General features: G+C 57.3%; 14 protein-coding genes. 8 read left to right on the plus strand and 6 right to left on the minus strand.

The genetic code is table 11. The annotated features are described in order from the left end of the window. Positions 1-124 precede the first annotated feature (124 nt). Together ACVDG4_RS05010 and ACVDG4_RS05015 are read left to right on the plus strand one after the other, a co-directional pair. Positions 125-1,660 carry a DUF1254 domain-containing protein gene (locus ACVDG4_RS05010; RefSeq protein ID WP_447234229.1) on the plus strand — a complete coding sequence of 512 codons (1,536 nt, stop codon included), beginning with the start codon at positions 125-127 and terminating at the stop codon, positions 1,658-1,660. A gap of 267 nt (positions 1,661-1,927) precedes the next feature. Then, positions 1,928-3,256: an MFS transporter gene (locus tag ACVDG4_RS05015; protein ID WP_447234230.1), complete on the plus strand. Its 1,329-nt coding sequence runs from the start codon at positions 1,928-1,930 to the stop codon at positions 3,254-3,256. A gap of 49 nt (positions 3,257-3,305) precedes the next feature. Here the strand turns inward: ACVDG4_RS05015 and ACVDG4_RS05020 are convergent, their stop codons facing one another. After that, positions 3,306-3,932 carry a nucleotide-binding protein gene (locus ACVDG4_RS05020; protein ID WP_447234231.1) on the minus strand — a complete coding sequence of 209 codons (627 nt, stop codon included), beginning with the start codon at positions 3,930-3,932 and terminating at the stop codon, positions 3,306-3,308. Between the two features lie 139 nt (positions 3,933-4,071). Here ACVDG4_RS05020 and rnd point away from each other — a divergent pair, with 139 nt between their 5' ends. Beyond that, complete coding sequence (gene rnd, locus ACVDG4_RS05025) at positions 4,072-5,250, plus strand: ribonuclease D (protein ID WP_306146923.1); 1,179 nt, start codon at positions 4,072-4,074, stop codon at positions 5,248-5,250. Between the two features lie 95 nt (positions 5,251-5,345). On the opposite strand, the gene ACVDG4_RS05030 is transcribed toward rnd, so the two are convergent. The 4 genes from ACVDG4_RS05030 to ACVDG4_RS05045 all read right to left on the minus strand — a co-directional run bounded on the left by ACVDG4_RS05030 (position 5,346) and on the right by ACVDG4_RS05045 (position 11,315). Beyond that, positions 5,346-6,869 carry a Ppx/GppA phosphatase family protein gene (locus tag ACVDG4_RS05030; protein ID WP_447234232.1) on the minus strand — a complete coding sequence of 508 codons (1,524 nt, stop codon included), beginning with the start codon at positions 6,867-6,869 and terminating at the stop codon, positions 5,346-5,348. 153 nt (positions 6,870-7,022) lie between these two features. Further along, positions 7,023-9,245 (minus strand): RNA degradosome polyphosphate kinase, encoded by a 2,223-nt coding sequence (locus tag ACVDG4_RS05035; RefSeq protein ID WP_447234233.1) that lies wholly within the window; start codon positions 9,243-9,245, stop codon positions 7,023-7,025. A 263-nt stretch (positions 9,246-9,508) separates the two neighbouring features. After that, positions 9,509-10,189 carry a P-loop NTPase family protein gene (locus ACVDG4_RS05040; RefSeq protein WP_447234234.1) on the minus strand — a complete coding sequence of 227 codons (681 nt, stop codon included), beginning with the start codon at positions 10,187-10,189 and terminating at the stop codon, positions 9,509-9,511. 10 nt (positions 10,190-10,199) lie between these two features. Next, on the minus strand, positions 10,200-11,315 hold the full coding sequence (locus ACVDG4_RS05045) for an AI-2E family transporter (RefSeq protein ID WP_306146919.1): 1,116 nt from the start codon (positions 11,313-11,315) through the stop codon (positions 10,200-10,202). A 216-nt stretch (positions 11,316-11,531) separates the two neighbouring features. On the opposite strand from ACVDG4_RS05045, the gene purM reads away from it, so the two are divergent. The 3 genes from purM (at position 11,532) to ACVDG4_RS05060 (ending at position 14,201) form a co-directional block, all read left to right on the plus strand. Then, positions 11,532-12,608 carry a phosphoribosylformylglycinamidine cyclo-ligase gene (gene purM / locus ACVDG4_RS05050; protein ID WP_447234235.1) on the plus strand — a complete coding sequence of 359 codons (1,077 nt, stop codon included), beginning with the start codon at positions 11,532-11,534 and terminating at the stop codon, positions 12,606-12,608. Between the two features lie 51 nt (positions 12,609-12,659). Beyond that, positions 12,660-13,310, plus strand: a complete 651-nt coding sequence (gene purN / locus ACVDG4_RS05055; RefSeq protein WP_447234236.1) for a phosphoribosylglycinamide formyltransferase — start codon at positions 12,660-12,662, stop codon at positions 13,308-13,310. Positions 13,311-13,373: 63 nt separating this feature from the next. Beyond that, positions 13,374-14,201, plus strand: a complete 828-nt coding sequence (locus tag ACVDG4_RS05060) for a hypothetical protein (RefSeq protein ID WP_447234237.1) — start codon at positions 13,374-13,376, stop codon at positions 14,199-14,201. Positions 14,202-14,519: 318 nt separating this feature from the next. Here ACVDG4_RS05060 and ACVDG4_RS05065 read toward each other — a convergent pair whose 3' ends face one another. Beyond that, the gene (locus ACVDG4_RS05065; protein ID WP_447234238.1) at positions 14,520-15,407 is read right to left on the minus strand and encodes an amidohydrolase family protein; all 888 of its coding nucleotides are present in this window, start codon (positions 15,405-15,407) and stop codon (positions 14,520-14,522) included. Between the two features lie 178 nt (positions 15,408-15,585). Between ACVDG4_RS05065 and ACVDG4_RS05070 the strand changes: the two genes are divergently transcribed. Together ACVDG4_RS05070 and ACVDG4_RS05075 are read left to right on the plus strand one after the other, a co-directional pair. Beyond that, a complete protein-coding gene (locus ACVDG4_RS05070; protein ID WP_447234239.1) occupies positions 15,586-16,980 on the plus strand; it encodes an aminotransferase-like domain-containing protein in 1,395 nt (464 codons plus the stop codon). 154 nt (positions 16,981-17,134) lie between these two features. Further along, complete coding sequence (locus tag ACVDG4_RS05075; RefSeq protein WP_209176019.1) at positions 17,135-17,560, plus strand: DUF983 domain-containing protein; 426 nt, start codon at positions 17,135-17,137, stop codon at positions 17,558-17,560. Positions 17,561-17,645: the final 85 nt, after the last annotated feature.

The raw sequence follows: 17,645 nt of genomic DNA on the forward strand, positions 1-17,645 counted from the left end.
GGCCGCCTTTTTTGTGTGCCGGTCAAAGACCCCAATCTCCTTTTCGCCCCGCCTTAAATTGAAAAACTGCCCGTGTCCCGCGATGATGGTATCCAACGCCAAAACCCATCAAGGACCCCTTCTGATGCCCCATCTCCCCCAATGGATCGCAGCCGCAGTTGCTGGTGCATTTGCAACCAGCATCAGCTTCGTGCCCTTGTCCGCGCAAGAGCCGCCCAAAATGAAGATGACCACCGAAATTCCGGATGGCATCACCACGCCGGACAACATCGAGACTCAGCTTGGCGATTTGACCTTCTTTGACGGGGTTCCGGATGCAGAAACGACAGAGAAGATCTACAATCTTTACGATTTTTCACAGGCCTACCAAGCCTATCTCAATGGCCTGAAAATCGCCTCCATGGATGCGATGCTGCGCGGTATTGAGGAATGGGGCCCGGCCAACACAACTGTTGTTCAGTTTGCGGACTTGATGGATTCGACCGCGCTTTTCCTGACGCCGAACACGACCAGTGTGTATCAGACGGCCGTATTGCGCATGGGCGATGAACCGATGGTGATCGAGACACCGCCAAACGTGCTCGGCTTCATCAACAACGCCTGGTTCAAATATGTGATGGACTTCGGCAATCTCGGACCGGACCAGGGCAAAGGCGGCAAGTTTCTGATCCTTCCACCCGGTTTCGAGGGTGACGTGTCCACGGACGGTTATACCGATGTTGTACAAACCGACACCTATGCCCATTGGGTGCTATGGCGCGGTTATCTGGATGAAAACGGATCTCCGGAAACCGCTGTCTCGCAGACGCAGGAGCAGTTTCGGATCTATCCGCTCTCACAAGCAGACAATCCGCCAGAGATGACCTTCGTCGATGTGTCGGGCAAGGAATTCAACACCATCCACTTGATGGATGCGCGCATGTTCGAAGAGATCAACAACGTCGTGCAAGCCGAGCCGACATATGGCGAAAGTCCGGAACTGCTCGGCTATCTGGCGGCGGTCGGCATTATCAAGGGCCAGGACTTTGCGCCTGATGCGCGCATGCAATCGATCCTGGAACGGGCAGCGGCGGCTGGAGCCGTCACGGTCAAGACGCTGATTTCCAAACCGCGCGCGACTGAAGCCTACTGGTATCCGGGCGAAAGCAATTGGCAAAACGCGTTCCCGGGCGGCGCCTACACGTTCACCATCGACGGTGCGATGAAGCATGACTTCCGCTCAGCGTTTCATTTCTACGCGACAGGTATAACACCGGCGATGGCGTTCAAATCACCGGGCAAGGGCTCGCAATATGCCTTCACCTACCGGGATGCGGACGGAAACGCTTTGGATGGCGCCAAGACCTACAAGCTGAATGTTCCGGCAAATGTGCCGGCCAAGGATTTCTGGTCGTTCACACTCTACGACAACCAGACCCGCTCGATGCTGCAGACCGACAAGCAGTTCCCGGCCCTTGGCAGCAATGACGCGGGCCTGGTGCAAAACGCCGACGGCTCGACCGATATCTACTTCAGCCCGGAAGCACCGGAAGGCAAAGAGAGCAACTGGCTGCAAACGGTGCCCGGCAAGGGCTGGAACACGATCATGCGCCTTTACGGCCCTCTGGAGCCGTGGTTCGACCAAACCTGGCGTCCGGGAGAGATCGAATTGGTTGAGTGAGGTGCAATATTCAGGAGCCGTTCGGGACATCCGGCGGCTCCTGACCGGCTGACCATGTCAGACTGCTTCCGAGCCATTGATGATGTCCAACAAACATCGCCTCTTTTGCGGATGAAACGCGATTGCTAAAGCAAATCGCGCTTGTGTGGATATAGGTTTCGCTGCCACTCGGCTTTGCCTCGTACGCGAAACCTGAAGCATCCTGTATTCAATTAAGTGCGACACCCTATAGAACGGGTCTAGATTCTGGCCCCGGAGCTTCCGCAATTGTTTTCCGTTCTTTCAAACCGAACATACCGGCACCTGTTCTTTGCTCAGGTGGTAGCGCTTTTCGGCACGGGTCTGATGACCGTCGCGCTGGCTCTGCTTGCCTACGACCTTGCGGGCGCGGATGCTGGCGTTGTGCTCGGCACTGCACTCGCCATCAAGATGATCGTCTATGTGACCTTGAGCCCGGTCGCTGCCGGATTTGCAGCCCGGTTTCCAAGACGCGGGTTTCTGATCTTCCTGGATCTGGTCAGAGCATCGGTCGCACTGGCCCTGCCTTTCGTCGACGCGATCTGGCAAATCTACGTTCTAATCGCGCTTCTACAGTCAGCATCCGCCGCCTTCACACCGACGTTTCAGGCAACCATTCCGGACATCCTGACCGACGAAGACGACTACACAAACGCCCTGTCACTCGCCAGACTCGCCTATGATCTTGAAAACCTTCTGAGCCCGATGGCCGCCGCGCTTCTCATCAGTGCGATAGGTTTTCATTGGCTTTTCACCTGGACCTCTGCAGGCTTCCTGGCATCGGCTGCTCTTGTGTTGAGCACCGCACTGCCAGCGATGAAGGCGGCACAAAGCGCTTCCCCGTTAGAACGGATCAAAAATGGGGTGGAAATTTATCTCAAGACCCCGCGCTTGCGCGCGCTAATGGCCCTCAATCTCACGGTCGCGGCCTCCGGCGCGATGGTGATTGTGAACGGTGTTGTTCTCGTTAAATCCGAACTCGGGCTCAGTGACACGGATCTCGCTCTTTCCATGGCGGCCTATGGCGGCGGTTCCATGGCTGCCGCGTTTCTAGTCCCCAAGCTTTTGAAACGGTTTCCGGAGCGTTCCGTGATGCTCTCTGGTGGCGCGATGCTGCCAATACTGCTTCTTGGATTTGCAGCGCTTTATTCAAACCTGCCTGAACAGGCGATCTGGCCCGCACTTCTTGTCTCCTGGACGATCATGGGTGCCGGCATGTCCGCCGTGCTGGTCCCTTCTGGCCGCCTCTTGCGGAATTCCGCGCACGCTGAGGACCGGCCGCTTGTCTTTGCCGCACAATTCGCGCTGTCTCATGCGGGCTGGCTGATCACCTATCCGCTGGCGGGCTGGCTTGGCAATACCGCCTCGATACCGCAAACCTTGACCGCCCTTGCGCTGGTTGCAGCACCCGCTGCCCTTGCAGCAGCCTGGCTCTGGCCGAAAGACGATGCGAGATACCTCATCCACGATCACCCGGACCTGCCGCACGATCACCCGCATCTGGTCAATGCCCATGGCAACCGGCACGGGCATGATTTCGTTATCGACGGCCTCCATCCGAATTGGCCGGACCGATGAGTTAAGCTGCACTCATCGGCTATCGTTTGCGTAGTTCTTCTGTCTGCGCTCAGGTATCGACTGCCTGCAACAAAGGATGCCATTGGCCGCGCACTTCATGGGACTGCGCATCCGAAAAATCAAAAACCCCGGTTCCGGCTGCCGCATGCTTTGCGTAGGCAACCCGGTCGGAAATGCGGCAGAGAACCGGATATCCCTTCTGTGCCAAAGTCTGTTCCAGTTCAGCGACTTGGGCAGATCTGCGATTGATCCGGTTGGCCACCACGTGAATATCCGCTTTGCCCTTCCGCACGCGTTTGATTTCCGAAATACCGTCGAGAAATTTCAAGGTCGCGTTCCAGTCGAACGCAGAGGCCAGAACGGGAACCAGAATGTCGGAAGCTTCGGCGATCAATGTCTTTGCGAGTTCGGAGCGCAGACCACCTGGGCCGTCAATGACGATCGCATCCAGCCCCTTGGTCTTGTCACCGATGCTGCTTTCCTTGGTCCAATTCAGCCCGTCAATTTTGGCGAACTTGCTTGGCCGGCGCTTGACCCAGGAAAGGCTCGATTTTTGCCGATCCGCATCGGCCAACGCCACGTCCTCACCGCGCACCGCCAAAGCGACCGCCAGATTGGTTGCGATTGTTGTCTTGCCGCATCCGCCTTTGGAATTGACCACCAAGATCTTGCGCATTCCCGCTCCCCATTCAAACGTCTTATCTGCTTGCGCCCACACTAGGCGCACATATTGCGCCTTTTCAAGATCTACATCGCCAATCGGCACCATTTCGTGGCGACAAGCTGGCAGAACTCGGGTATAGCTTTCGATCACCATGGAAGTGATTACAAAAACTGAAGACCTCGCCGCTGCCTGTCAGCGTCTTGCCACCAACGACTATGTCACCGTCGACACGGAATTTCTCCGCGAAACGACATTTTGGCCGAAGCTCTGCGTTATCCAGATGGCCGGAACCGACATGGCCTTTATCGTTGACGCTCTGGCTGAAGGCCTTGATCTAGATCCCTTTTTCGACCTGATGCGCGACGACAGTGTGACAAAGGTGTTTCACGCTGCCCGGCAGGATATCGAAATCATCTACCATTTGGGTGGCCTGATCCCGGCCCCGCTGTTCGACACGCAAGTCGCAGCCATGGTCTGCGGATTTGGGGATTCCATCTCCTACGACCAACTTGTCTACAAGGTCACGGGTGCACGGATCGACAAGTCGTCCCGGTTTACCGATTGGGCCCGCCGGCCGCTGACCGCCAAGCAACTGGATTACGCCCTCGCCGACGTCACCCATCTGCGCGATGCCTATCAGTTCCTGAAAGCAAATCTAGCCGAACAGAACCGGACCCATTGGGTCCAGGACGAAATGACAGTCCTGACGTCGGTTGCGACCTACCGCACGGATCCAGACCAAGCCTGGAAGCGCTTGAAACTTCGCGTGCGCAAGCCGGTTGAGCTCGCGGTGATGATGGAAGTCGCCGCCTGGCGCGAAACCGAGGCCCAAAACCGGGATGTCCCCCGCAGCCGCGTGATCAAGGACGACGCCATCTATGAACTGGCCGCGCAACAGCCGGTGACGGCGGAAGCGCTTGGACGCTTGCGGACAATCCCGCGTGGCTTTGAGCGATCCCGCAACGCAGACGAAATCCTGAAAGCGGTCCGCCGGGCACTCGATATCCCGAAATCCGAGCTCCCGAAATTGCCGAAAGGCCGGCAAGCTCCTGATGGATCTGCCGCGGCGGTCGATTTGCTGAAGGTTCTTTTGAAGCTCGTCAGCGAAGCCCATGGCGTTGCAGCCAAGGTCATTGCCACGGTCGACGATCTGGAGAAGATCGCGGCTGATGACAATGCGGATGTCGCGGCGATGAAAGGCTGGCGGCGGGAGCTGTTCGGAGAAACCGCGCTCAAGCTCAAGCGCGGCGAAGTGGCCTTGGCATTCCAGAACCGGCAGATCACTGTTCTGGAGCAAACACCTCAGCAGGCCACACAAGCGGCAGAGTAACTGCAGACACAATATAGAGATCTGACAAAAAGGTGCCGTTTCAGGCACCTTTTTCTTTTGAGAGCAGCAGACTATTCAAAAGCCGAAGTGAACAACTATGCGCTGACGCGCACACTCACCGGTGCATCAATGACCTTGGAAAGCTGACCGACACGCTTGCGCAGGCGCTCTCCATCGAGATCGGCCAGCTCGGTGCCAAGATCTAGCACAAGCTCCTCGCCCTCCTTGCTGATGCCCACCTTCGGCAGCATGCCGCCCATGGAGGCACTCAAGAGTGAAGCAACACGCAACGTCGCCCCCAGAACCTTTGCGCGGATACGAAGCCGGTCGGTGAACAGCTCCCGGATAACGGTCGAAAGTGCGCCTTCCCTGAGCCCCTCATGCCGGTAGAAGACGGCGGCAGACAAATAGGCCCGGCTTGCGTGATCCAGACCTACGAACGAAGCGTTGGAAATGATGTTGAGGCTCTGCTCCCCGCGATAGTCTGGATGCGCCCGCCAGCCAATGTCAGACAAAAGGCAGGCCGCATGACGCAGCCGGGTTTCGTTGGCGGTCTCTTCGATTGAAAGCATTTGGAACAAGGCGTCGGACCAGGCAATCAGCTCCTCGGCGAATTGTGGTGATCGCGCCCGCAACACACAGAGCTCTCGGGCGGCCTCAATAACCGGATCCTGCGCCTGCATTTCCGGTGACAGTTTGGAATGCAGAAGTCCTTCACGAACGCCGGTTGCTGAAAACACCAGCCGTTCCGCCTTCATGGCCGTAAGGACACGTTCCAGAACAACGGCCCCGATCGGAACGAGCGGACGGCGCTGCTTGGAAACAACCTCGGCAAGTTCCACGCCTTCCAGATCCGGCACGGCAATCTTTCGGCAAAACTCAATCGCCTCATCGGCGTTGATTTGATAGTTGTGCATCACGTGCAGCGGATAGTTTTTCTGCATCAGATGAAGACGGCCCAACGACCGCCACGTTCCACCGACCGCATAGAACGTCCGCTCGCCCGGCGGCAAATCCGGCCAATGGAAGTCCTTCAGTGTTTCCTCTGCAATCTCGGAGGCCTTTTCGATGCTGCCCTCAGCCATTTCCGCAAGGCGCAGACCACCAAGTGGGAATGTCATGCCAAGGCCCGGGCCTTTGTCATCGACTTCGACGAGCTCCAGACTGCCCCCGCCCATATCGCCGACAAGTCCGCGCGGCTGCCAGAACCCTGCAGTAACGCCAAGGGCCGAAAAATAGGCCTCTTCGTTGCCGTCCAATATCCGCACAGGTGCACCGAGGATCGCCTCGACCTCGCGGACGAAATCCGGCCCGTTCTCTGCATCGCGCGTTGCAGCCGTCGCAACAATATAGATGTCCTGACAGCCAGTATGCTGGATTAAGGCGCGAAAGCGCACCAACTCGCCAAGTGCGGCCTTTACAGATCCGTCCGCCAGCTGCCCGGTCGCCGCAACGCCGCGCCCAAGACCTGCCAGCATCTTTTCATTGAAAAGCATCGTCGGCGTGCGCGCCTTGCGCTCATAGATCACCAGACGAACAGAGTTGGATCCGATGTCGACCACAGCGATAGGGCCGGTGCCGTTGAGCCGGCCACGCGCCGGATGATGTTGGGAAGACATCAAAGGTCAATCCTTGCCCTTGCGGCCTGTCAGCGGGCTTGGTTTCGGGCCGCTGATCTTGAATGTGCCTGCACTTAACGTCATCGGATCACAGGGTCAATTCCAGAATTGCAGTTTCCGCCGCGCATCTGATCGCTTAGCGAAATGGCCAGTTCATCTTCTCTTTTTTCGCTTAACGAAAGGCTTCGGGCGGTCGCTTTTTAATGACTTTCCGCGACCGGACAAAGACGGGTTCGTCATGAAATAGCGATGGGCATTGAACGGCTCGTCAGTGGCGCCGGGTTCAATACGCTCGTGACTGCCGTTTGAAAGGATTCGCCAGCTTTGTTGATTGTCCTTCAAGTTGGCCACCATGATCTGATCAAGGACCTGCTCATGCACTGTCGGTGTCGTCAGCGGCACCAACACCTCCACTCGGCGATCGATGTTGCGCGGCATGAGGTCGGCGGAGCCGATATAGACATGCGCTTCAGGGGACGGCAGGCCATGACCGTTGCCGAAACAGAAAATCCTTGAGTGTTCCAGAAACCGGCCAACGATGGATTTCACCCGAATGTTGTCAGACAATCCGGCAATCCCCGGCCGGAGGCAGCAAATACCACGGATGACCAGATCGACCTGAACACCCGCCTGGCTCGCCTTGTAGAGCGTATCGATGATTTCCGGATCGACCAGGCTGTTCATCTTCATCCAGATTTGTGCCGGACGGCCGGCACGGGCATGTTCGATTTCCTCTTCGGTTAACTCGATCATACGACTGCGCAGATTGACCGGCGAAACAGCCAGGTGATTGAGTTCCGCCGGCTCCGCATAACCGGTGATGTAGTTGAAGACCCGCGCGGCATCCTCGGCAACGCCCGGATCATCGGTGAAGAAGGACAGATCCTCGTATATCCGCGCCGTGATCGGGTGATAGTTACCGGTCCCGATGTGGCAATAGGTTTTTAGCTGTCCATGCTCCCGCCGGATCACCATGGAGAGCTTCGAATGGGTCTTCAACTCGATAAACCCGAAGACAACCTGTACGCCGGCACGTTCCAGATCCCGCGCCCACTTGATGTTGGCCTCTTCGTCAAACCGGGCCTTCAGTTCGACCAGAGCTGTGACCGACTTTCCGGCCTCGGCCGCCTCCGCCAGCGCCTTCACGATCGGCGAATTGTTGGATGTCCGGTAGAGCGTCTGCTTGATCGCCACCACATCCGGATCTCTTGCGGCCTGACGCAAATACTGGACAACAACGTCGAAGGACTCATACGGATGATGGACGATGATGTCCTTCTGATGAATTGCTGCAAGGCAATCTCCGCCATGTTCCCGGATACGTTCCGGAAAGCGGGCCGTGTAGGGCTCAAACTTCAGATCCGGCCGCTCCAGATCCACGATCTGGGACAAGTTGTTCAGCGCCAACAGCCCTTTGGCGAGGAAGATCTCCTCGCCGTCCACATCCAAGGCATCAGCAACGAACTCCTGCAAGGCGGGCGGTGTCGTCTCCTGAATTTCCAGACGGATCACCGATCCGCGCCGACGGCGTTTCAGGGCGCTTTCAAACAAGCGCACCAGATCTTCCGCTTCTTCCTCGATTTCCAGATCACTGTCGCGGATGACCCGGAAGGCGCCTTTGCCGCGGATTTCGTACCCCGGGAACAAACGGTCGATGAACAGCGAAACGACCTTCTCGATCGCAATGAACCGCTCGGCCCCGTCACTTGTCTTGGGCATTTGAACAAAGCGGGCGACCTGACTTGGAATACGCAGCAGCGCGATCATGCTGCGCCCGCCGCCGGTCGGCGCCAGCTCAAAGACGATTGAAAACCCGAGGTTCGGAATGAACGGGAACGGGTGGGCAGGATCGATGGCAAGAGGTGTCAACACCGGGAAAATGTAGGACAGGAAATGGTCTTCCAGCCATTCTTTTTCGTTGGCATCCAAGAGGTCGCCATGAAGGATCTCGATGCCTCTTTCAGCGATCTCACCGCGCAACTCACCCCAGATCTGCTGTTGGGTTGCCTGCAACTGATGAACCGCTTCGCTGATCTTCTCCAGCTGCTCTGTCGGCGTCAATCCGTCGTCGGAAAGGTGGGTCACTTCGGCCCGTTGCTGGCCCCGCAGACCGGCGACGCGCACCATGAAAAACTCATCTAGGTTGTTGGCTGAAATCGACAGGAACCGCACCCGCTCCAAAAGCGGATGGTTGCGGTTCATGGCTTCTTCCAAAACCCGGAGGTTAAACTGCAACCAGGACAATTCGCGGTTCATAAACCGGGCTGTCGATGTCGGTAGATGCTCAGCCGTATCCCGCGCCGCCTTGATGTCCGGGTGGTTGGGCACCTTTTGCACTGAGGATGCAGTGTCAGGTGCGTCAACAGTCTCGGTCATACGGGTTCCTCCGGTCCGAAGCATTAGCTCAACTCGGCATGTTGCCGGGTCGCTTCTGGTCATAACATCTGAAAGCTCAATGGCCTAGTGTGGTGAATTTGAAATTCGCCACGTCACAGCAACGCGCTCCGTAGCGACCTTCAAATTCGAAAACCACACTAGAAACATAAACTTGTTGGTCACCCTTTTGAATCAGATGTTCGTTCCGAGCAGGCTTCACAATGAGACGAACTTAAGATTCGGGTGACCAAGCCGAGTGGCCTTTAATCGGAGCTTGTGACAGTTTCAAGAACACGGCCCGCGAGTGGCTTGGTGATCTTCACCCGGCCGGCAAGTGCTTCCCGGTCGATGGCGTCCACGGCCCTCAAAGCGACCTCCAGCGACCGCTCCATGCGCACGACCAGATAGTCCACGACACCGATATCAACGGCAATCTGTCGGTCTGCAAAGAGCTTGACCAGAACCCGCCGCAGCAGATCGTCATCCGGCTCAAGCACTTCGACCGGTGTTGCCGCGCGCAACCGTGACATCAGATCCGGCAAGGATATCTTCCAGGACGCCGGCCATGTGCGGCTGGTGATCAAAACCGTCTTGCCCGCCTGACGCGCCGCGTTCAGCAAATGAAACAGGGCCGTGTTGTTGACGCCACGATGCGCATCTTCAACGACACAGGCGGGTGCTGAGACAAGCGCGGAAACGCCAGCCTCGGTCAAATCCCGCGCCTGGAGAACTTCCGCACCGGTCTCATCACGGAAAGCCTCGACCAGGTGCGTTTTACCCGAACCGACTGGACCTGCGAGAATGATGACGGGCGACGGCCACTCCGGCCAGCGCTCCAGGAGCTCAAACGCCGCCTGGTTGGATTTGCCCACAAGGTAGTCTTCGCGGCCGAGGGCAGCATCATGCGGCAAATCCAGGGGCAACTGGCGCGGTGTTTCCGCCATCTTAACTCGTCTACTCGTTGGCTCCCTCTTGGGAGGCGGTGTCCTCAGGCCCGATTTTGCTCAATCGGCGGCTTCCGGTATAAACCGGGCTCGCTAGGTACTGCTTCAGCGCAAATCGTGCAAGCACGCCAATCATGGCCGCTGCCGGAACTGCAATCAACATCCCCACGAATCCAAAGAGATATCCAAAGGCAAACAGCGCGAACATGAGCGTCACCGGATGAAGGCCAGTGCTGTTTCCAACGAGTTTCGGCTGGAGGATATTCCCTTCAAGAAACTGTCCGACCGCAAAAATTGCACCGATGACCAGGATCATCGGCCATTCCGGCCAGAATTGCACGACCCCGACACCCATGGAGACAATGAAACCCAGTCCCGCACCGACAAACGGGATGAAGCTGACGAGGCCTGCGCCCATTCCGATCAAAAGACCGAAATTCAGCCCGGCAACGGCGAGCGCGATGGCATAAAACGCGCCAAGCAAAAGACAGACGGACAGCTGGCCGCGAACAAAACCGGCAACAGCGCCATCCATCTCGCGGGCAAGACCGCGAATTTCCTCAAGGTGATCGCGCGGCAGCCAGCCGTCGATCTTTGCGATCATATGATCCCAGTCGAGCAGCAGGTAGAACGCTACGACGGGCGTGATAACGAACAGAGACAAGATCGAAAGAAGCGCTTGCCCGCCGCTCCAAACAGACTGCGCCAATTTGCCGACAAATGCCGCGCCCTGCCCCACCATTTCGGCCATGCTTGCTTGAAGATCTGCAAGATTGATCCCAGCAGCTTCGGCAAGACGCTGACCCATTTGCTCGTTCACTAGCCCCTGAAGCTGGCGCACCAGCTCCGGAAAGCGCTCAAGAAACGATGCCAGCTGGTTTCCGAGAACCGGCAGCAGCAAGATAAAAAACAGAATGAGCAAGAAGACGAACGCCAGCAGAATGGTGAACGTTGCCCAAAGACGCCCCATGCCCAGTTTTTCCAGCCGGTCACACACGGGATCGAGCAGGTAAGCAACGGCAGCGCCAGCCACAAACGGCAGCAAGACGCCTGAAAACACATAGAGAAACGCGCAGAAAGCGAACAGGGAAATCAGCCAGAACTGGATCTGACGGCGCAATGTCATGTGTCGGTTTCCTTGTTCCGAATAGGGCCTACCGGCTGCACGGTATGCATCCCTGTGCCCGGCACTCTCTCGTTGTGTGCAGTTAGGATGCCAGGGGTAGAGAGGTCAAGAGCCCGCCATTTGCCGGTGACTTCACCCGCCCGGCTCTTGTTTTCTGAAGCCCCAGGCTGTAAGCGCAGCAGGCAAAGCCAACCGCAGCCAGCTTTGGAGCGCCTCATGAGCCAATCGTCTTCTTCCGGTTCCAACGGTTTGACCTATGCCGATGCCGGGGTCGACATCGACGCTGGCAATGCCCTGGTCGATCGGATCAAGCCGCTGGTCAAGGCAACTTCCCGTCCAGGTGCAGACAGTGATATTGGCGGTTTTGGCGGTCTCTTCGACCTCAAAGGTGCCGGATTTACAGACCCGGTTCTGGTGGCCGCCAATGACGGCGTTGGCACCAAGCTTAAGATCGCGATTGAAACGAGCCAACACCGCACCGTCGGGATCGATCTTGTTGCCATGTGCGTCAATGATCTGATCGTTCAGGGCGCTGAGCCTCTGTTTTTCCTCGACTATTTTGCAACCGGCGCGCTGGATGTCGACACGGCCACTGATGTGGTCGCTGGTATTGCCGATGGCTGCAAGATGGCGGGCGCTGCCCTGGTTGGCGGTGAAACGGCGGAAATGCCGGGCATGTATGCTGCAGGCGACTATGACCTTGCGGGCTTTTCCGTCGGCGCTGTGGAGCGCGGCGAAATCCTGCCGCGCAAGGATGTTGCAGAAGGCGATGTGCTCCTCGGCCTCGCGTCCTCCGGGGTTCATTCCAACGGTTATTCCATGGTGCGCAAGATCGTAGAGCTTTCCGGGCTTGAATGGTCAGCCGCTGCGCCGTTCGCAGAAGGCCAGACCCTTGGCGAAGCGTTGATGGTTCCGACCAAAATCTACGTCAAACCACTCCTCGCGGCCCTGAAAGAAACCAGCGGCATCAAGGCGCTCGCGCACATCACCGGTGGCGGCCTGCCGGAGAACCTGCCGCGCGTCCTGCCAAAAGGATCTTCTGCGCGCATTGATCTTTCCAAGGTCTCCGTGCCTCCGGTTTTCTCCTGGCTTGCCGAAAAAGGCGGTGTCGCGGAAGCTGAAATGCTGCGCACCTTCAACTGCGGCATCGGCATGGTTGTTGTGGTTGCAGGCGATGAAGCCGCAGCGGTCTCGGCCGCGCTGGAAACAGCCGGTGAAACCGTTGTCGAAATCGGCCGGATTGAAACAGCTGGCAGCAGCCCTGTCCTGTTTGACGGCGCACTCAAGCTTTAATCCGCCAACATTGATCCGAAAGCCATAATCCGAAACCGGGGGCCTGCCATCATGAGCCGCAAAAAGACCGCCATCCTGATATCCGGCCGCGGCTCAAACATGGGCGCCTTGATTTCCGCGGCCATGGATCCGGCTTTTCCGGCAGAGATCTCACTGGTCATTTCCAACCGCCCAGACGCCAAGGGGCTTGAGCGGGCCCAAGAGTTCGGGATTGCCACAGCGGTTGTCGACCACACGGAATTCGGCGGCGATAGGCAAGCTTTTGAGCGCTCCGTCGATGACGTCCTCAAAGCTGCCAGGATCGATCTTGTCGCCCTGGCCGGTTTCATGCGGATCCTCTCGCCTTACCTCGTCAACGCCTGGGCGGGCCGGATGATCAACATTCACCCGGCCTTGCTGCCGTCTTTCAAGGGCCTTGCCACCCACGAACGGGCGCTTGAAGAAGGCGTCAAACTGCACGGCGCCACCGTGCATTTTGTCTCTGCTGAAATGGATGACGGACCGATCATCACACAAGGCGCTGTGCCGGTTCTCGATCAGGATACGCCTGACAGCCTCGCGGCTCGGGTATTGGACGTGGAACACAAGATCTATCCGAAAGCCCTGCAACTGGTGGCGTCCGGAAAAGCCAAGATCAAGGGCGGTACCAAAGTCGCCACCGGCGATGCGGACGAGACCGCGGCACCGCTGATCTGGCCTTAGTTTTCTAAATATCTGTCGGCGTTAAGGCCGCCTGTTTTGTTCAGCGAGAATGGATCGAACGCTATGCCTTCCAACTCAAAACAACTTCTAGCTGAACTTGCTGTCGAGATTGCACAATCATTGAAAAACGTCTTGGCGCATGGCGATCTGTCGCAATACGCCTTGCCTGACTACTTTGAACACAGTTACAGCGGAGATTTTACCGATGGTTGCGATGCCCTCTGGGATTTGAACTGCGGAGTTGCGGGCTACGGTATCAAAAGCCCGTACAATGAACTGAGTTACGAAGCATTCCGCGACCTCCAAATGTCCGCTCCAAACAAGTACATCAGGCCACCGTATTTTAAGGTGGATGCTCCGGATGTTATTCGGAAAAAAATCCTTGAAGACCTCGAAGGTGATCCGTCGCGGTTCATGACGAATACGTTGTCAGCATATGTGGCTATAGACGGTTTTGGCGACAATGATCAGCTCTCCGTCAGTCGCGACCCATTCGTTCCGCCTGCTCGGTGTAGGCCGATGTTAAGACTGCTTGCTGAACATGGATACGTTGAAAACATAGGTGAGCATTACATCTGGACCAACAAAATTGCTCCGGCGATGCAGCTTGCTTTTTTTTGGTCAGACGATGGACAATCATTGGGGGATGTTGAAGATGCTCGCCTTGAAGACGAAGCGCGCACCGCTTGGGAGGCAATGCCCATCACCATAAAAGAGAGCCATTTCCGGAATAACGGTTACGATCTCGCCGAAATAACAAAAACCCTCATGAAGTTTTGGAAAGACGGAACGTGGCGCGACCAACATGAGGAAGAGAGCGACATACTCAGTGGTCACCTCAACCTCGCCCGCCGCTTGATCAAGATCGCAAAAGCCGAGAAACAACAGTAAGACTTTCACTGCAGTCCGCGCCGGACAGCCGCATCACGCGAACGCAACTGATCTGGATCCGTTTTCATCTTTCAAACGTCACGTGTAATGGCTGGAAGCAACGGCATAGATTGCCGGATCAAGTCCAGCAATGACGAAATAGTACGGCTTCGCCGCACAAAACACCCAAAACCATCCCGGCCACTTTTGATAAGACAACCCCTTCCATCACCTCAGGCGTCATCCTCGGGCTTGACCCGAGGACCCATGCCGTTTCGGGTCCGCTCGATCAGTCGTAATACCTGACAGACGCGCTCCAGGCGCAGCACGACTGCCCCCTTACCGCACTCCGATTTGCTCCATCGAAATCTTGCGTCCGAAGACCCGTTCGGCGTTTTTGTAGGCGAGTTTTTCGGCGATCTCGCGCGGGAACTGGGAGAGCCAAAGGCGGTTCATGTCCATGATCGCCGAATAGTTCTCCCACTGGCTGTTCACCCAGGTGTCGCTGCCGATCATCAAGCGGTCCTGGAAATCGAGAATGATCTCCACCCACTCGGGGCTGAGCTTGTCGCCCGGTCCGGCAATTTCCCATTCCCTCAAAGAGGTGTCGGCGAGAAGATCCGGAAATTCCTCCATCAGCGCGTAGACCTCTGATGCCGGTGTAGAGAGGCCGGCATGCGCCCAGATGATCTTCACATCCGGGTCCAGTGCATAGAGCCACCGGATCGGTTCCGCGCCTGAGTGGACATGCAAGTAGATATCCCGGTCTTTCGCCATCTTGATGATCTTGCGGAAGAGCGGTTCATCAGATGTGTCCAGACGGTGGATGTGAAATTCACCAATACCCTCGTGCGGATAGGTTTCAAGACGCGCCTCCAGGTAGGCGTCCATCCCCTCCGTCTTGGTCCAGTTTGAGGACCCGGCCGCGCCGTGGTAGGGCCGAAGCTCCGGGACGATGCGATTGGGGGCATATTCCCAGAGCATGATCGTGCCTTCATCCGGCGTGGACGACACCAAAGCCATGGCGACCCCGTTTTCGTCCATGAGTTCGATGATGGTTTCGACCGGGAACCTTTGCCATGCCGGTTCCTTGTAATGGACATGCGCATCGAACAGCGGAACATCCTTGATCGCTGCACCGATTGGCGGCCCATCGGGTCCAGCTGCATATGCCGTTGAGAATGCGCAGAGCGCCAGGATGGCAGTGGCAGTCGATTTGAATCCCAAAACGTCTTCTCCCGGCGTTATCAATCTGGCCCTTCAGTATAGAGCCCTGACGAAATGCTGGAAGGCGCACCGCGTTCGAAAAACATCTCACCCCGTTTCACCGAACTACCGCGGGATGACAAAAATGATGGGCTGCGCTATACAGTCAATATGCAGTCAATTTGGAAAGTGATCGACAATGACCGACTGGTGCCCCGACCTCAGCCGCAGCGCAGCGCCCCGCTATCTCGCGCTTGCCGACAGCATCGAGGAGGACATTGCATCGGGCGTCTTGAAAACCGGAGACCGGCTGCCTGCACAGCGGCGGCTGGCCGTTCAGCTCGGGCTTGACTTCACCACGGTTGCGCGAGGTTATAATGAAGCGCGCCGCAGAGGCGTCATCTCCTCGCTCGTTGGCAGCGGCACTTTTGTCTCAGGTGACAAGAACACGCTCCCGATCGGCGTGCTGCCGCAAAATCCGACGCGGTTGGCTGCTCCTGATTTTTCCATGAACCTGCCGCCTGAGCCCAATGCCCCCGAGCTTCAGGCGAAGATGCAGAAGAGCCTTTGCGTGCTCTCTGCCGATCTTCCTAGCCTGATGCGCTATCAGACCTTTGAGAGCTCAGAGCAAGACGTAGAAGCGGCCAGTCTCTGGCTGCGCCAGGCTGGCCTGGCGCCAGACACTGACTGCATTTTGATTGCCCCCGGAGCCCAGGCAGCACTTGCCGTGATCCTGACGACATTGACAAATTCGAGCGATCATATCGCGTGCGAGACTATCACCTATCCAGGCATAAGATCTCTTGCGGCCCAAATGGGTCTGCATCTGACCGGGCTGGACATGGATGACGACGGAATTGTGCCGGATGCATTGGAAAAGACGTGCAAAACAGGTGACCTGAAAGCGCTTTACCTCAATCCAACGATCCAAAACCCGACCACATACACAATGCCGGAGGAGCGGCGCCGCGCAATCGCAAGTATCGCGGCCCGGTATGGTGTGCCGATCCTGGAAGATGATCCTTACAGCCCCTTGCTGCCCTCCGCTCCATCGCCGCTGGCGGCACTCGCCCCCCGGAACACATGGTACATCGGCTCCTTGTCGAAGACCCTCGGCGCGGGTCTTCGTCTTGCCTACGTGCAAGCGCCGACAAAGAAGGCCGGTTGGCACGTCTCCCGTGCGTTGCGCACAAGCCAGGTGATGCCTGCCCCGCTCACCGTTGCGCTTGCAACGCAGTGGATCCTGGACGGAACAGCGACCGAAATCTGCGCAGCTGTCGCAAGCGAAAGCGCGGAGCGGCAAAAGCTTGCCGCGCACTGTTTTCAGGACCTAGCGCATCGCACAGACCCAAACGGTTTTCATCTGTGGCTCTCACTTACCAACGGCTGGACCCGCTCAAGTTTTGCAAGCCAGCTGCGCAGCCTCGAGATCGGCGTGACGGAAAGTGATGCGTTTACAGTCGCCGGCTCATCGGCAGAGGCTGTACGCCTGTGTCTGGGCGGCCCTGTTCCGCGCGCCAATCTGAACACGGCACTGGAGACGATCGCGAGCCTCCTGGACAGCTCCCCGGAACAGGCGTCCGCCTATTTCTGACTGGTCGAGTTCCCGGCAGAACCAAAATGCCGCACCGGCCCTGCTTGCGAAACAGGTTCATTTTTGAGATATTGACTGCAGACAAAATGGCGTCAATTTTAAAATTGACTGCATATAGCGGACAGGAGAAGACCTGACCGGAAAGGCTTCAAACATGAGCACACAGCATCACTGGCCCAAACTGCCACCGCTTCAAACCGGCATTCGTGGCCGCTGCCCCCGCTGCGGTGAAGGCAAGATTTTTGACGGCTTTCTCACCATGGCCAAGGGCTGCAAGGTGTGTGGTCTCGACTACAGTTTTGCCGACCCGGCCGATGGCCCGGCCTTTTTCGTGATCTGCTTTGGTTGTATCCCCGCAGTGGCCTTCGGCATTTGGCTGGAAATCGCGTTTACCGCGCCATACTGGGTGCACCTCGTCACAACCTTGCCTCTGATCCTGTTGACCTGCATTCCCATGCTGAGACCGCTCAAGGGCTGGCTGATCGCAAGCCAGTATTTCTACAAGGCCCAGGAAGGCCGCCTGGTGACGGCCGACGACGTCGAACCAGACACCAACTCGACCAGCAAAGCCACGAGCTAAAAAAGATATGCAGCGGCGCTTGGCCTCCCGCATTCAAAGGTGGCCATGCGGCCGATTTAACTGCGTTTCCTTAGAATACATCACG

The organism is Roseibium sp. MB-4, assembly GCF_053005265.1.